At 71.7% G+C, this 15692-nt stretch carries 15 protein-coding genes and 1 pseudogene; 10 read left to right on the forward strand and 6 right to left on the reverse strand.

Features of this window, described 5'->3' with window-relative positions; translation table 11 throughout:
- Positions 1 to 512, reverse strand: a 512-nt coding sequence (locus AC1D12_RS08380) for a response regulator (protein ID WP_477839886.1), incomplete at its 3' end; no start/stop codon positions are given.
- A 175-nt stretch (positions 513 to 687) separates the two neighbouring features.
- Here AC1D12_RS08380 and AC1D12_RS08385 point away from each other — a divergent pair.
- The 3 genes and pseudogenes from AC1D12_RS08385 to AC1D12_RS08395 form a co-directional block, all read left to right on the forward strand.
- Positions 688 to 1113 (forward strand): organic hydroperoxide resistance protein, encoded by a 426-nt coding sequence (locus AC1D12_RS08385; protein WP_047499987.1) that lies wholly within the window; start codon positions 688 to 690, stop codon positions 1111 to 1113.
- Positions 1114 to 1126: 13 nt separating this feature from the next.
- On the forward strand, positions 1127 to 2434 hold the full coding sequence (locus AC1D12_RS08390; protein WP_477839888.1) for a sensor histidine kinase: 1308 nt from the start codon (positions 1127 to 1129) through the stop codon (positions 2432 to 2434).
- A gap of 18 nt (positions 2435 to 2452) precedes the next feature.
- Positions 2453 to 3169, forward strand: a pseudogene (locus tag AC1D12_RS08395) (cytochrome c biogenesis protein CcdA); the annotation flags it as partial.
- Positions 3170 to 3189: 20 nt separating this feature from the next.
- Here the strand turns inward: AC1D12_RS08395 and AC1D12_RS08400 are convergent.
- Positions 3190 to 3870 (reverse strand): glutathione S-transferase, encoded by a 681-nt coding sequence (locus AC1D12_RS08400; protein ID WP_477826875.1) that lies wholly within the window; start codon positions 3868 to 3870, stop codon positions 3190 to 3192.
- 214 nt (positions 3871 to 4084) lie between these two features.
- Here AC1D12_RS08400 and AC1D12_RS08405 point away from each other — a divergent pair, with 214 nt between their 5' ends.
- Complete coding sequence (locus tag AC1D12_RS08405; protein ID WP_047499982.1) at positions 4085 to 4846, forward strand: DUF4397 domain-containing protein; 762 nt, start codon at positions 4085 to 4087, stop codon at positions 4844 to 4846.
- Here the strand turns inward: AC1D12_RS08405 and AC1D12_RS08410 are convergent.
- The 4 genes from AC1D12_RS08410 to AC1D12_RS08425 are packed head-to-tail and all read right to left on the reverse strand — an operon-like array spanning position 4833 to position 9512.
- Complete coding sequence (locus tag AC1D12_RS08410) at positions 4833 to 5510, reverse strand: response regulator (RefSeq protein ID WP_477826876.1); 678 nt, start codon at positions 5508 to 5510, stop codon at positions 4833 to 4835. The two genes, AC1D12_RS08405 and AC1D12_RS08410, sit on opposite strands and share 14 nt — an antisense overlap.
- 46 nt (positions 5511 to 5556) lie before the next feature.
- Positions 5557 to 5913, reverse strand: coding sequence for a hypothetical protein (locus tag AC1D12_RS08415; RefSeq protein ID WP_047499979.1), 357 nt, complete (start codon positions 5911 to 5913; stop codon positions 5557 to 5559).
- Positions 5910 to 8327 carry a hybrid sensor histidine kinase/response regulator gene (locus tag AC1D12_RS08420; RefSeq protein ID WP_477839890.1) on the reverse strand — a complete coding sequence of 806 codons (2418 nt, stop codon included), beginning with the start codon at positions 8325 to 8327 and terminating at the stop codon, positions 5910 to 5912. Before AC1D12_RS08420 ends, AC1D12_RS08415 begins: the two co-directional genes overlap by 4 nt.
- Positions 8328 to 8333: 6 nt before the next feature.
- Positions 8334 to 9512, reverse strand: a complete 1179-nt coding sequence (locus AC1D12_RS08425) for an HD domain-containing phosphohydrolase (RefSeq protein WP_052211199.1) — start codon at positions 9510 to 9512, stop codon at positions 8334 to 8336.
- Positions 9513 to 9720: 208 nt separating this feature from the next.
- Here AC1D12_RS08425 and AC1D12_RS08430 point away from each other — a divergent pair, with 208 nt between their 5' ends.
- The 6 genes from AC1D12_RS08430 to AC1D12_RS08455 all read left to right on the forward strand — a co-directional run.
- The gene (locus tag AC1D12_RS08430; RefSeq protein WP_047499977.1) at positions 9721 to 10197 is read left to right on the forward strand and encodes a spore coat protein U domain-containing protein; all 477 of its coding nucleotides are present in this window, start codon (positions 9721 to 9723) and stop codon (positions 10195 to 10197) included.
- Between the two features lie 13 nt (positions 10198 to 10210).
- Positions 10211 to 10678, forward strand: a complete 468-nt coding sequence (locus tag AC1D12_RS08435; RefSeq protein ID WP_477839892.1) for a hypothetical protein — start codon at positions 10211 to 10213, stop codon at positions 10676 to 10678.
- Positions 10678 to 11418 carry a fimbrial biogenesis chaperone gene (locus tag AC1D12_RS08440; protein WP_477839894.1) on the forward strand — a complete coding sequence of 247 codons (741 nt, stop codon included), beginning with the start codon at positions 10678 to 10680 and terminating at the stop codon, positions 11416 to 11418. The genes AC1D12_RS08435 and AC1D12_RS08440 overlap by 1 nt, the downstream gene beginning before the upstream one ends.
- Before the next feature lie 13 nt (positions 11419 to 11431).
- Positions 11432 to 13831, forward strand: coding sequence for a fimbria/pilus outer membrane usher protein (locus AC1D12_RS08445; protein ID WP_477839896.1), 2400 nt, complete (start codon positions 11432 to 11434; stop codon positions 13829 to 13831).
- Positions 13828 to 14676, forward strand: a complete 849-nt coding sequence (locus AC1D12_RS08450; protein WP_477839898.1) for a spore coat protein U domain-containing protein — start codon at positions 13828 to 13830, stop codon at positions 14674 to 14676. Before AC1D12_RS08445 ends, AC1D12_RS08450 begins: the two co-directional genes overlap by 4 nt.
- 115 nt (positions 14677 to 14791) lie before the next feature.
- Positions 14792 to 15692: hypothetical protein (locus AC1D12_RS08455; protein WP_477839900.1), on the forward strand; the 901-nt coding region annotated here is incomplete at its 3' end.

Genomic DNA, 15692 nt, shown 5'->3' on the forward strand with positions numbered 1-15692 from the left:
GCACCGCTCAGCGCCACCATCACGCCGCTCGGGTCCAGCAGGTGGCGCGCCACGGTGTCGACCTCCCACTCGCCGAACGCCAGCCGGTGCGAGGCGGCCTCGGCGACCCGCATGTTGGGCGGCAGCATGCGGGTGCGGCGCAGCACGGCACGCATGCGCGCCAGCAGCTCGCGCGCGGCGAACGGCTTGGCGAGGTAGTCGTCGGCGCCCATCTCGAGCCCGAGGATGCGGTCGGCCTCTTCGTTGCGCGCGGTCAGCATCAGGATCGGCGTCGCCTTGTACTTGCCGGCGCGCAGGTCGCGGCACAGCGTCAGCCCGTCCTCGCCGGGCAGCATCAGGTCGAGCACGATCAGGTCGAACGGACCGGACTCCTCGAGCGCCGCGCGCATGTGCCGGCCGGTCGGCACGGCCACCACGCGCAGCCCGTTCTTGACGAGGTAGGTGGTCAGCAGGTCGCGGATCTCCCGATCGTCGTCGACGATCAGCACATGGTCGCTGGGCTTGGCTTGCATGGCCGTGACTGTAGTGCGCCGGGCGCCCGGATGCAGCGCCTTTGTATTGCAGTGTGTCCGGGCCGCGCGGCATCTACACGGCCATGCAAATCCGGGGGGCGCACGACACACCCCGGATACAGCGGGCCGTTGCAATACAGGCTCGCTTCAACCCAACCCTCCTGAAGGATTCGCCATGCTGCAGAAGATCGACAACGTTCTCTACACCGCCGCCACCCACACCACCGGAGGCCGCGACGGCGCGGGCCGCTCCAGCGACGGCGCGCTCGACGTGCAGCTGAGCCCGCCCGGCTCCGGCAAGCCCGGCACCAACCCGGAGCAGCTGTTCGGCGTCGGCTACTCGGCCTGCTTCATGGGCGCGATGCAGATCGCCGCGCGCCAGCTGAACCTCAAGTTCCCGGCCGACACCGCCATCGACGCCCGCGTGTCGCTCGGCAAGACCGCCGGCGATGCGAGCTACGCGCTGGCTGTCACACTGTCGATCACGCTGCCCGGCCTCGACGCCGACCAGAAGCGCCGGCTGGTCGACACCGCGCACCAGACCTGCCCGTACTCGCATGCGACGCGCGGCAACATCGAGGTCGACTTCCTGATCGCCTGACCACCTTCGCCGCATGATGCCCCTCTCGATCCCGATGCCACGCTCGCTGTTCGCCCGCGTCACGCTGATCATCGTGCTCGGCCTCGCGATCGCGCAGGGGCTGACCTTCGTGCTGATCCGCTACGAGCGCGGCATGGCGCTGCGCGAGCTGATGATGCTGGGCATCGAGCGCGACATCGCGAGCTCGATCGCGATCATCGACCGCCTGCCCGCCGCCGAGCGCGACGGCTGGCTCGCGCGGCTGGAGCGCCGCAACTACCGCTTCTCGCTCGGCGGCACGGCCGACGGGCCGGCCCCGGCGGCGCCGATGCTGCGGCAGTTCGCGACCGCCATCGTCGACGCGATGAAGCCGTTCGAGACGGTGCGCGTGGCCGAGGTGCAGCAGCCGGTCGGCGGCCTGCAGATCCAGGTGCGGCTGTCGGACGCGAGCATGGTGATCGTGCATGCGCGCCGCGTCGACATGCCGGTGTCGGGCTGGGTCAGCTGGGTGCTGGCCGCTCAGCTCGCGGTGCTGGCGCTGTGCGCCTGGATCGCGGTGCGGCTGCTGACGCGGCCGCTCGCGGCGCTGGCGGCCGCGGCCGACCAGCTCGGCCCCGACCTGAAGGGCCACACGCTGCCCGAGCAGGGGCCGAGCGAGGTCGCGCACGCGGCGCGCGCCTTCAACGCGATGCAGCAGCGCATCGCCGGCTATGCGGCCGAGCGGGTCGAGATCCTGGCCGCCATCTCGCACGACCTGCAGACGCCGATCACGCGCATGCGGCTGCGCACCGACCTGATGGACGACGGCCCCGACCGCGACAAGATGCGCCAGGACCTGGACGCGATGAACCTGCTGGTGCGCGAGGGCGTCACCTACGCGCGCACGCTGCACGGCGCGACCGAGCCGCCGTGCCGCATCGATGCCGACGCGCTGTTCGAGAGCCTGGTCGCCGACTACGAGGACGCCGGCGAACGCGTGCAGCTGGAAGGCCGCGCCGGCACGCCGATCGTCTCGCGCCCGAACGCGCTGCGCCGCATCCTGATGAACCTGATCGACAACGCGCTGTCGTTCGGCAGCGAGGTCGGCCTGCAGGTGCGCGCCGCCCCCGGCCGGCTGACGCTCGCGGTGATCGACAACGGGCCGGGCATTCCGGACGACCAGCTGGAGGCGGTGCTGAAGCCGTTCTACCGGCTCGAAGGCTCACGCAACCGCAGCACCGGCGGCACCGGGCTGGGTCTCGCGATCGCGCACCAGCTGGCGATCGCGATGGGCGCGCAGCTCAGCCTGCACAACCGCAGCACCGGCGGGCTCGAGGCCCGGCTGGTGCTGCCGCTGGACTGATCCACGGGAACGATCGCCATGCTCCTCACCCTCGTCATCGCCTGGCTCGGCGGCGTGCTGACCATCCTGAGCCCCTGCATCCTGCCGGTGCTGCCCTTCGTCTTCGCGCGGGCCGACCGGCCGTTCCGCTCGCACGGCCTGCCGATGCTGGTGGGCATGGCGGCGAGCTTCGCGGCGATCGCGTCGCTGGCGGCGGTGGGCGGCGGCTGGGTCGTGACGCTGAACGAGGCCGGGCGCTGGGCGGCGATCGCGCTGCTGGCGGTGTTCGGGCTCACGCTGCTGTGGCCGGGGCTGGCGGATCGGCTGAGCCGGCCGCTGGTGGCGCTCGGCGTGCGCTGGTCGGAGGGGTCTTCCGGTGAAGGCCGGGGATCGGCACTGTCACCGGTGCTGCTGGGCATCGGCACGGGCTTGCTGTGGGCACCGTGCGCCGGGCCGATCCTCGGGCTGATCCTCACCGGTGCGGCGCTGAACGGCGCGAGCATCGGCACCTCGCTGCTGCTGCTCGCCTATGCCGCCGGTGCGTGCACCTCGCTGGCGGCGGCGCTGCTGTCGGGTGGGCGCCTGTCGGCACTGATGAAGCGCTCGCTGCATGCCGGCGAATGGCTGCGGCGCGCGGCCGGTGTCGCGGTGCTGGCGGGCGTCGGCGCGATCGCGACCGGGCTCGACACCGGGGTGCTCAGCCGGCTGACGCCGGTGGGGACGACAGGGTGGGAGCAGGCGCTGGTGGACAAGGTGCAGCGGGCGGTGCGCTGACCTCAATCGGCGAAGTCGTACGGCCCTCCCCGCTCCAGCGCGCGCCGGTACGCCGGCCGTGCGTGAATGCGCTTCAGCCACGCCATCAGCTTCGGCCGGCTCGCATCCAGCCCCGCGCGCTGCGCCGCGGCCTCGACCGGAAAGCTCATCTGGATGTCGGCCGCGCTGAAGTCGCCGCCCGCGAACCACTCGCTCCTGCCGAGCTCGGCCTCCATGAAGTCGAGCTGCCGCTTCAGGTTCGGCTCGACCATCAGCGCCAGCACCTTGGCCGAGATGCCCTTCGCGATCGGCTTCACGAAGAACGGCATCGGCGATTTCGGGATGCGATCGAAGATCAGCTTCAGCAGCAGCGGCGGCATCGCCGAGCCTTCGGCGAAATGCAGCCAGTAGGTGAATCGCAAGGCCTCGGGCGTGCCCGCCGCGGGGGCGAGCCGGCCCTGGGTGCCGGGGCTGAAGCGCGACAGCAGGTACTCGATGATCGCGCCCGATTCAGCCACCGTGGTGCCGTCGTCGGTGATCACCGGCGACTTGCCCAGCGGATGCACCTGCAGCAACTCGGGCGGTGCCAGCATCGTCTTCGGGTTGCGCTGGTACTTCTTGATCTCGTACGGCACGCCGAGCTCCTCGAGCAACCAGAGCACGCGCTGCGAGCGCGAGTTGTTCAAGTGGTGGACAACGATCATGCGGTCTCCTGGAGGGCGGCCTGTCGAGCGGCCTGCGTGGCGCGCATTGTCACCGTGCGCGGCATCCGACAAGCGCCGCCGACACACGCGGCGCCTCGTCCGACAGCGATCTCAGGCACGCCCCACATCGGGTCGCCGCATCCACCGACACGGTGCGCGATGCACGAAACCTAGAGTCGCATCGTCCCTCGACTCCACTGAAAGGCAGTCCATCATGCACAAGGCTCTCAAATTCCTCACGGCCTTCGCGCCGATCCTCCTGGTCGCTGCCTGTGGTGGCGGTGACGACAGCATCGACGACCGGCTGGACATCGCCGACCCGAAGGTGCGCTTCATCCACGCGATCCCGGCCGGCCCGAACGTCGCGCTGTACCGCAACACCGAGATCTCGGGCGGCATCAGCGACGTCGGCTACCTGTACGCGTCGAAGTACTACGTCGTCGACACCGCACCGGCCGACTACACCGTGAAAACCACCACCGGCGGCGCCACCGTGGGCACGATCAACTTCAACCCGACGCGCGGCAACAAGTTCACGCTGATCGCGGTGCCGGGCGAAGCCACGACGACCAACCTGCTGCTGATCAACGATCCGTACGACAAGCAGCTGACCGCCACCAACGGCCGCGTGCGCGTCGTCAACGGCTCGTTCAATGCGCAGAACGTCGACGTCTACCTGACGGCCGCCAATGTCGACATCGCCACGGTGGGGCCGAACTTCGCCGCCGCGGCGTACAAGAGCGCGGTGCCGGCCTCGAGCTCGAACTCGACCGACTTCACCGCCGGCAACTACGTGATGCGCGTGACGACCGCCGGCACGAAGGCCGTGATCTTCACCGCGCCGATCGAGGTGCAGACCAACGCCGACCTGCTGCTGATGACGGTGCCGCAGAGCCTCGCCGTCAACGACGTGAAGGTGCTGGAGGTGATCGCCGACAACGGCCAGCCGAGCACCGAGATCATCAACCAGCCTTGAGGCTGCCGCGATGATGCGACGCCGCCAGCAGCAGCTGGCGGCGTTGCGCATGGGCCTCCAGGAAGCCGAGCACCCGGTCCCAGGGCACCGGCTTGCGGTACAGCAGCACGTTGGGCGGCAGGCCGCCGCGGCGCGCGATCTCGTCGTCGTCCAGTCCGGTGACGACCACCTGGGCCATCAACGCCAGTTCGGCATCGTTCTGCACCGCGGCGACCAGCCGGAAGCCGTCGACCGGCTCCATCTGCAGGTCGGTGATCAACACGTCGGGGCGAAAGCGCTCGAGCTTGAGCAGGGCCTCGATGCCGTCCGTCGCGAACTCGCACGAGATCGGCAGCCTGCTGCGGCGCAACACCTTCTGGTAGCTCAGCGTGGTGGTCGGGCTGTCCTCGACGATCAGCACCGTCATGCTCGACGACGGGGCCGGCACGGGCGCCGACGCCGCGCCGGGCACCAGCTGCAGCTGTCCGCTCAGCAGCGCCTGCACCGAGCTGCGGACGATGCGCCGGTGCCCGCCCGGCGTGCGCATCGCGAGCAGCACGCCGCTGTCCACCATCTTCTGGACCGAGGTACGGGAAACCCCCAGCAGGCCGGTCACCTCGCCCACGGTCAGTAGTTCCTCGTGTTCCACGGTGTCGGTCAACTTGCTGTCGGGAGAAGCGCCCATGTTACGGCCTCCGCCCGCCCCGCCCGGGCAACGTCCAGGAGATGATTCAGGAGAAGCGCTGCCGCAGCCACTCGCGTGCCCCGTCGGCCGAGGCCTCCAGCAACTGCGTCACCTCGTGCTGCACCACGATCGTGTCCAGCACCTCGCCGGCATGGCAGCGCCGCTCGATCTCGCGCACCCGTCGGCCGGCGTCGAAGCACCAGATCGATTCCAGCGAGTTCGCCAGCTCGTGCAGCACCGCGGCATAGGCCGCGCGGCCGCGCGCCGGGGCGTCTTCGAGCGCCGTGCGGCCGGTGTCCAGGTCTTCCAGGAACGCGAGCAGCACTTCGGCGATGCTGTCGGTATCGCCGTCGAAATCGGCCAGCGCACGCCGGGTGTCGAAGGTGACCTTCGGAAAGTTCATGAGTGAGCGGCTTCCAGGGTGGGGGTCAGGCTGATGCGGGGAATGAATTCCGGCAGCTCCGGCAGCGGCTCGTTGGCGGCGATCAGCGGCACGAGCTTGCGGATCAGGCCGTTGCGGTCGACCGGCTTCGTGATGTAGTCGTTCATGCCGGCCGCCTGGCATTGCTCGCGCTCGCCGCCCATCGCGAGCGCGGTCACGCCGATGATCGGCACGCTCGCCCCGCTGGTGTGGCCTGAGCCCGTCACGCCGCCCATCGCGCGGATCGCGCGCGCCGCGTCGTAGCCGTTCATCACCGGCATCGAGACATCCATCAGGATCGCGTCGAAGTGCGCGCCGGCCGCCTTCTCGACCGCCTGCTCGCCGTTGTTCGCGATCTCCACGTGCGCCCCCTCCTGCTGCAGCCACTTGCGCAGCAGCATCTGGTTGATGCGGTTGTCGTCGACCACCAGCACGCGCTGGCCGAACAGCCCGTGCGCCAGCGTGTCGATGCTGCTGTCGGGCTGGGTGTGCACGAAGCCGGTGGTCGACGCGGCGCGCGGCAGGAAGAAGATCACCTCGAAGCACGAGCCCCGGCCCTCGGTGCTCTCGACCTGGATGTCGCCGCCCATCATCCGCGCGAGCTGGCGGCACAGCGCGAGGCCGAGCCCGGTGCCGCCATAGCGCCGCGTGACCGACTCGTCGGCCTGCGTGAAGGCGGCGAACAGCCGCTTCTGCAGCGCCTTCGGAATGCCCACGCCGGTGTCGGTGATCGAGATGCGGATGCGGCTGCCGTCGGTCACGCGCGCATCCCGCGACTCGGCCACCTCGACCCGCACGCTGCCCGAGGTGGTGAACTTGATCGCGTTGTCGAGCAGGTTGTTCAGGATCTGCGTGATGCGGAACGGATCGCCCAGCAGCACCGGGTGGCCGACATGGAAGCGGGCCTCGAAGCGCAGCCCACGCGATTCGGCCAGCGCCTTGAACGGCACGCAGGCATCGTGCAGCTGCTCCTCCAGGTCGAACGGCAGGCTCTCGAGCTCGAGCCGCCCGGCCTCGATCTTCGACAGGTCGAGGATGTCGTTGAGCAGGTTGCGCAGCAGCCGGGCGCTCGATCGCATCACGTCGATGTACTCGCGCTGGTCCGGTGTCGGCGACGAGCGCGTCAGCAGGTCCAGCATGCCGGCGATGCCGTTCAGCGGCGTGCGGATCTCATGGCTCATGTTGGCCAGGAAGCGCGATTTCACCTGCGCCGACTGCTGCGCCTCGGCGAGCGCCGCCTCCAGCGCGCGCGCGTCGCGCAGCTCCTGCGTCATGTCGCGCAGGAACAGGCACATCTTCGGGCCGTGCGGCAGCTTCATCAGCTCGCCGTACAGCCGCACCGTGGCGGCGCTGCCGTCGGCGCACAGGATGCTGCGGTCGAGCACCAGCCGCGTGCGCTGGCCGGCGCCGTGCGCCGCGAAGTCGAGCATCGTGCGCATGAACTCGTAGCGCTCGCCCGGCGGGATGATGCGGTCGAGCCGGCCGCCGACGAGCTGCTCGCCGCGCCAGCCGAACTGGCGCTGCATCGCCTCGTTGCAGATGCGCACGGTGCCGGTCACGTCGTACACCAGCACCGCCTCGGGCATCGCGTCGATCACGCGGCCGAGCGTGCGCAGCGCCTGCTCCTTCGCCCGCAGCTGGTGGGTGCGCTGCGCGACCACCTCGGACAGCGCATGCGCCAGCGCGCGCAGCTCGCGCGAGCCGACCGCCCGCTCGGGCGGCGCCTGCGCCGGTGCCTCCAGGTGGGTCGCGCGCTCGCGCGCCCAGCCGACCAGGCGCTCCAGCCCGCGCGCATGGCGGCGCATCAGCAGCCCGAACACGATGCCGCCGGTCAGCGAGATCGCGACGAACAGCACGACCAGCACGCCCACCACGTAGCGCACCGTGGTGTCGGCCGGACGCAGGCTGACGGTCGCGACCAGCAGGCCGTCGCCGCGCGGCAGCGGCACCCAGCTGCGCATGTGCGTGCCGTCGACCATCTGCCAGCCGGGATGCAGCGTCGCAGCGGGCACGGTGTCGAGCGGCAGGGCCGGCAGGTCGCCGTCGCTGCGCACGACGCGGGTCTCGCCCTGCATCGACAGCACGACGGCATTGACGTAGGTCGGCGCTTCGAGGTGGTTCTGCAGGCTTTGCCGCTGGGCCGCCGCCTCGAACTCGCTGCGCGGCAGGCCGCCGAGGTCGAGCGCCAGCCCGCGCAGGCGGCTCAGGCTGATGCCGCCGGCCACCTGGTGCATCGCCGATTCGACGTAGCCGAACGACACGACGCCCAGCGCGACGAGCACGACCGCGAGCGTCGCGGCGTGGATCACCAGCACCTGCGTCGCGAAGCCGCGCCGGCGAAACCAGTCGACGAACCGCGCCGCGGGTGGGCGGCGCGGTTGCACCTGAGTGTCCATGGTGGGTCAGATTAGAGTCATCGGCGTCGTCTTTGCAAAGGGCTCGGCCATCTCGAAGTACTGCTTGATCGTGAGAAGTTGGTCGGAAGCGTCGGTCATCGCACTGACGACGGCCGGATCGAAGTGCGTGCCGGCCTGCGCGCCGATCTCGCGGATCGCGAGGTGCAGCGGCCAGGCCGCCTTGTAGGGCCGCTCGCTGCTCAGCGCATCCAGCACGTCGGCCACCGCGACCAGCCGGCCCGACAGCGGGATCTCCTGGCCGCGCAGCCCCTGCGGGTAGCCGCTGCCGTCGAAGCGCTCGTGGTGCGACAGCGAGATCTCGGCGCCGAGCCGGATCACCGCCGACGACGAGTCGCGCAGCAGCTCGAAGCCGAGGGTTGGATGCCTGCGCATCGCCGTGCGCTCCTCGTCGTTCAGGCTGCCGCACTTGTTCAGCACCGCGTCGGGCACGCCGACCTTGCCGATGTCGTGCAGCGGCGCGGCCGCCACCAGCATCTGCGCCTGGGTCAGGCTGAGCCCGTAGCGGCGGCCGATGACGGCCGCGTAGTAGGCCATGCGCTCGGTGTGCTGCCCGGTGTTGCGGTCGCGCAGCGCCGCGATGCGCGACAGGTGGCGCAGCGTCGACTCGTCCTCGTCGGTGATCTCCGCCTTCTGCTCGTACTGCGCGAGCAGGCCCCAGCCGCCGTGCGATGCCGGCCCCTCGCGGCCGGCATCGGCCAGCAGCACGCGGTCGAGCACCGGCGCGGCCAGCGACGGCGCAGCCATCTCGAACGGCGCCTGTGCGGCGCTCAGCAGGCCGCGCACGCGGCCCAGCAGCTCCTCGCCGGTCAGGTCCTTGGACAGCACGTCGTTCGCCCCGGCCTCCATCGCACGCGGCCGCAAGGCCTCCAGCGACTGGCCGGTGAACATCACGATCGGCAGCTTGCGCGCCGGCGGGTAGTGGCGCAGCGCCTCGATGAAGCGGATGCCGTCGATCTGCGGCATGCCGTAGTCGACCAGCACCAGGTCCGGCAGCCGGTAGTGGCAGGCCTGCAGCGCCGGCCAGGCACTGCGGAACACCGTGACGTTGCGAAAGCCCCGTGTGTTCAGCAGCTTCTGCATGCGCACACCGACGACCGGGTTGTCGTCGACGATGCAGATGCGTGGCACGAAGGGCGCGAAAGGAAGGGTGCGTGGCGTGTTCATTCGGCCAGTCTGGCAGAAAGATCGACAAAAATCGATTGCGATTTATGTGATTAATACACCCCGCCACCCCCTCATTCCGGGGGGTCATCCTCACATTTGCGGACGGAATCTACCATTGCAGCCATCGGGAATGCGAGGGCTTGCGCGATGCATTCCACTTAATCACAATAATCGCCGTAAACACAACTTTCACACCGGAGGTGTCTTCATGAAGAACGTCCTGATCGCCGCCCTGCTCGGGCTTGGACTGGCAGCCCATGGCAGCGCATTCGCCGCGGGCAGTGCCTCGCAGAACTTCAACGTCTCGGTCAGCCTGACGCCGGCTTGCGTGCTCGGCACCGTCGCCGACATCTCCTTCACCTACACCGGCTTGCAGGCCGCGGCGGCCACCGGCAGCGGCGGCAGCTTCTCGATCCAGTGCACCGACCACCTGCCGTACAGCTTCTCGCTGGACGCCGACGCCGGCTCCACCGTGAATGGCACGTCGCGCACCTATACCGACCTGGCCACGCTGCTCTCCTACACGCTGACCACACCGGACGCCGGCACGGGCAACGGGTCCAGCCAGTCGCTGTCGCTGAGTTCGACGATGGCGGCCAACCAGGCAGGCTCCTGCCCGTCGGCGACCGTCTGCACCAACAGCGCGAGCGCCAACCGCAGCCGCACGCTGACGATCACCTACTGAGCCCAGCGAGGTCATGCACGCCCACCCGCGGGTCGGATCGCTGCGCCGCCGGCACGGCCGGGCGCCGCATTGGCACGTGCTGGGCGGCGTGTGCGCCGCGCTGGCCGGCGGCACCGCGTTGCCTGCGCGCGCCGGCTCCGCCGAGGCCGGCTTCGCGATCCACATCGCACTGACGCTGCCGGCCGGTTGCAGAAGCAGCATCGAGCGCTCGGCCGGCGGCGCGCGCGTCACGCTCACCTGCGGCGCCAACCTGTTCGTCAACGTGCGGCCGGTCATCGTGTCGGCCGCAGCGGGCGGGTCGGCCGGCTCGGCGCGCGGCGCGGCAACCCCGTCAGCAGGCCCCGCCACCTCGGCCGATGGCGCGGCCGAGACCGTGTCCTGGGTGCTGTCGCCCGACGGCACGCCCGACACGGACGACGCGCTGTCGCAGCCGGTGCAGGTGGCCGCCGGCCGCGCGCTCCAGATGTGGATGATCTTCTGATGCGGCCGCCACGCGCGCCTGCCGTGCGGCTCGTGTCGTCGATGCTGCTGTTTGCACTGTCGTTCGCGCTGTGGGCCATCCCCGCCACCGCCGGCGTCTTCACGATCTCGCCGGTGCGGCTGCACATGGGCCCGCGCGACCGCGCCGTCGCGGTCGCCCTCGGCAACGACGGCGATTCGCCGCTGGTGCTGCAGGCGGAGCTGTTCCTGTGGCGCCAGGATGCCGCCGGCGCCGACGTGCTGACGCCCACCGACGACCTCGTGCTGGCGCCGCCCATCGTCAAGCTCGATCCCGGTACGCGCCAGGTGGTGCGGCTGGCGATGGTGGTGCCGCGCGACGCCACCCGCCAGCTCACCTACCGCCTGGTCATGCGCGAGGTGCCGGAGGCGCTGCCGGCGGCACCCGGCGTCAGCGTGCCGGTCGCGCTGGCGATGAGCCTGCCGGTGTTCGTCACGCCGCCGGCGGCGCGGCGCGACCTCGCCTGCACGCTGCAGCGCGACGGCGCGCAACTGCTCGCGCAGTGCGAGAACCGCGGCAGCGCCTATGCGCAGGTGCGCGAACTGCGCGTGTTGCGCGCGGGCCGGCCGCTCGCGCACTTCAACGGAGGCGCCTATGTGCTGCCGGGGGCCAGCCGCCCGATCGCGCTGCAGTCCGAACCCGACGTGGCGCCCGGACCGGCGCAGCTCGCGCTGCTGTTCGACGACGGCACGCGCCGCACCGACGAACTGGCGCTGCCGTGAGGCCGCGGCCCCGATGGACCGGCACGCGGTGCTGCGTCGGTCGGCTCGTGTCGCCTGGCTGGCAGGCGCCGTGACGGCGTGCGCGCTGCCGTCGCTCGCGCCACGCGATGCGCTGGCAGAAGCGATCGATGCGGGCGTGGATCGCGTGCCCGGCGAGCGGCTGATGCCGCTGGAGGTGCGCGTCAACCAGCAGCCGAGCGGCGGGTGGCTGCTGATGGAGCGCGCCGGTGTGCTGTTCGCCCCCGCGATCGCGTTCGACGAATGGCGGCTGAACCGGCCCGAGCTGCCGCCGCTGCGCGTGCGCGGGCAGTCCTGGTACCCGCTGTCGGCGTTGCCGGGGTTCGCGGCGCGCTTTCACCCGGCCGCGCAATCGGTGGACCTCGACTTCGCGCCGCAGGCCTTCGCGGCGACGCGCCTCACGCAACCCGCACCGAAGCGGCCCACGGTGTCGCCGGCCGAGCCGGCGCTCGCGCTGAACTACGACCTGAGCCTGACCCGCTCGGCGGCGCGCGGCGCGACAGCGCAGCAGGACCTGGGTGCGCTGGTGGAGGCCGCCGTGTCGGGCGACGCCGGCGTGCTGTCATCCAGCTACGCCGGGCGCAACCTCGCGGTGCGCGGCTTCGATGCCGCGCCGCGCTGGCAGCGCCTGGAAACGAGCTTCACGCGCGACTTCCCCGAGCCGCGCATCAGCCTGCGCCTGGGCGACCTCGCCACGCACGCCGGCGCGATCGGCCGGCCGGTGTTCTTCGGCGGCGTGCAGCTGTCGCGCAACTTCGCGCTGGAACCCGGCTTCGTCAGCCGCCCGATCCCGTCGCTGGCCGGCACCTCCAGCGCGCCCAGCACGCTGGAGCTGTACATCAACGACGTGCTGCGCCAGACCGGCAACCTGCCGGCCGGCCCGTTCACGATCAACGAACTGCCGCTGCCCGACAGCACCGGGCAGGTCCGCATGGTGGTGCGCGACATCCTGGGCCGCGAGACGGTCGTCGAGCAGAGCTTCCTGTCGAGCAACGCCATGCTGGCCGCCGGGCTGAGCGACTGGAGCGTGGAGGCCGGCGAGCTCCGGCGCAACCTCGGCCTGCCCGACGCTCGCTACGCCACCCGCTTCGGTGCCGGGCTGTATCGCCTGGGCCTGAGCCCCGACTGGACCGGCGAGCTGCGCACCGGCATCTCCCGGCCGCAGCAGGAGGCGAGCATCGCGCTCAGCCATGCCCACACGCCATGGCCGGTGCTGGTGCAGGCCGGGCTCTCGGGCAGCCGCAGCGCGCTGGGCCACGGTGCCGGCTGGCTGCTGAGCATCGAGCGCGCCGGCGTCGCGAGCGGCTGGTTGCTGCGCACCGAAGGCAACACCGCCGCCTGGCGCGGGCTGGGCCAGGACCTGCAGACGCCGCCGACACGCCGCCAGACGACCGCCAGCCACCGGTTGAACGCGGGGGCCTGGGGCAGCCTCGGGTTGAGCGTCGCGCAGACGGTGGCCGGCGACGGCAGCCGCTACCTCGCGGCCACCGCCGGGCAAAGCGTGCGCGTGGGCTACCGCAGCACGCTCAGCCTGGGCGTCACGCGGCTCACCGGCAACACCGCCGGCACGCGGCTGACGGCCACGCTGTTCGTGCCGCTCGGGCCGCGCAGCGTGCTCAGCGCGACGGCCGCGCACACGCGGCATGGCGACTCCGACACCACGGTGGGCCTCAGCGCCTCGCCGGACGAACCGGATGGCTGGGCCTGGCGCCTGCTGGCCGGCGAGCGCAGCAGCGCCGGGCAGGCCGAGGCCGGCCTGTACCGCGACGGCCCGCGCGGCAGCCTCGCGTTGGACCTGGGCCAGACGCGTGAGCTGCAAACGCTGCGGCTGGGCGCGCAGGGGGCCTGGGTAGCAGTCGATGGCGCGCTGTTCGCCACGCGGCGCAGCGGCCCCGCGATGGCGCTGGTGGAGGTGCCCGGCCAGCCCGGCGTCGGCGTGAGCCTGCTCGGGCAGGTCGCGGCCCGCACCGGCAGCGACGGACGGGCGCTGCTGCCGCAGTTGCTGCCCTACCAGGCCAACGCCGTGCGGCTCGACCCGTCGGACCTGCCGATCGGCGCCGAGCTCGATTCGGTGGAGATGTCGGCCGTGCCGGCGGCACGCAGCGTGGTGAAACTGCGCTTCCCGGTGCGCAGCGGGCGCGCCGCGCTGATCCGCGTGCGGCTGGAGGGTGGCGAAGCGGCGCCGCCGGGCGCCGAGGTCGGCATCGTCGGCGATCCGCAGGTGTTCTACATGGCGCGCCGCGGCGAGGTCTTCGTGACCGGCCTCGCGCCGGTGGCCACGCTGGTGCTGCGCTGGCGCGGGCAGTCGTGCGCGCTGGCGGTGCGGCTGCCGCCGGACGACGGCAACGACATCACGCGCCTCGGCCCGCTGACCTGCGCCGGGGTGTCGCCGTGATCCCGGGCCGGCTCGCTTGCGCGCTGGCACTCCTGGCCGTGCCGGCGTCGGTGCCGGGCGCGGTCAGTTGCGGGCTGACGGTGACCTCGCCGTCGGGCCGCGTGGCAGCGCCCGGCGCCCTGACGCTGGGCGGCACGCTGACCGTGCAGTGCACGAAGGCGGCCGACAGCCCGCTCACGAGCGCCTCGTTCAGCGCCACCGTGGGCTCGACGCACACGCTGGCCGCCGAGGACAGTGCCGGGCGCAACATCGGCTACGGCCTGTGGCAGGACGCTGCCGCGCGCACCCCATGGGGCAGCACCGCGCCGTACGCGATCAGCGGCAGCGTGGTCTTTGCCGGCGGCCCGATGGCGAGCACGCAACTGCCGTTCTACCTGGTGGCGCCCGCGCGGGCGCGCCGGCCGGCGGCCGGCAGCTACCGCGACACGCTGCTCGTCACGCTGGCCTACCACGCGGATGGCAGCTCGGCCATGGCCCGCGGCAGCACCGGCACCAGTTCCGGCAGCACCACCGGCGGCGTCACGCTCGACGTCCCGCCGGCCTGCAGCCTGTCGACGCCGACCGCCGTGACGCTGGACTACGTCGCCTTCCAGTCGGCGCCGGCCATCGCCACCAACAGCTTCACGGCGGACTGCAACACCGATTACGCGCTGGCGCTGGACAGCGGCGGCGGCATGCTGCTCGACCTGCCCTACACGCTGACGCTGGATGCCGTGTCCGGCACCTGGAACGGCCAGGTGCACGAGCACCACGTCACCGGCCGCATCGAGGCCGGACTGGCCGGCTCCTGTGCGACGGCGCCCTGCCAGGCGGCCCGGGTTCACGTGCTGACGATCAGCTATTGAGCGACCGGCAGGCGGCGGACCGGTTGAACGGTTGAATCGGACGCCCCAGCGGAGGGCCGGGAGGGAGGGACGGCCGCCCGACTCCGATACCCTTGCCCGCTGGCGAGGACCCCCCATGTCGACTCTTCTCAGATCGGCCCGAGACAGGGCTGACGGATCCGGCAGTACCGATATTCCCAAGGCACGCAGCCGCCCCCGCATCGGTGCGGCGGCGCCGCCGCGCATTGCGCTGGTCTGCGTGCTGCTCGCGCTGCTGCTGCTGGCGCTGGATTTCAAGGTCGGCCACCGGGTCGCGGAGCTGTACGGCCCGGCCGCCCTGGCGCTGCGCCCCGACGGCACGCAGGCCTGGCTGGCCGTCGACGACGAGATCTGGTCGTTCGATGCCAAGGGGCACCGCGGCACGCGCGCCCGGCTGGCGGAGATCGGCCTGCCGGGCCGCGTCTACAGCCTCGACTGGCACCCGGCCGCCGGGCTGCTCGCGATGCGGCTCGACAACGAGCCGGCCATCCACCTGCTCGACCCCGCCACGCTGCTGCCGTCCAGCACCATCACGCTGCAATGGCCGCCCGAGCTGGCGGAGCATGCGAGCCGCGCGGTGCACCTGGCGTTCGCCGACGACGGGCGCATCGCGGCCTCGACCGGCGGCGGCCACGCGGTGGCGCTGTTCGACCGCGACGGCCGCTTCCTCGCACGCACCGTGCTCGGGATGTACCGCTTCACGAACGGCCTGTGGTGGAACGGCGACGCGCTGTGGACCACCGACACCAACGGCCTGCAGCTGAAGCGGCTGGACGGCCGCACGCTCGCGCTGCAGCAGGCGGTGGACGTGCCGGCGCCGCGCGGCACCCGCTACCTGGGCCTCGCGCGGTCGCATCCGCCGCAGGCCACCGAGGTCAATGAGCCGCTGCCGCTGGCCACCGTGATCCGCTTCGGCAACGACCGCATCGTCGGCGTGGTGGCCGACATCCTGCCCGGCGGCGGCGAGCTGCTGTTCTCGCAGACCGAGCGCATGGAGC

It is taken from the genome of Rhizobacter sp. P1_G5 (genome assembly GCF_056405435.1).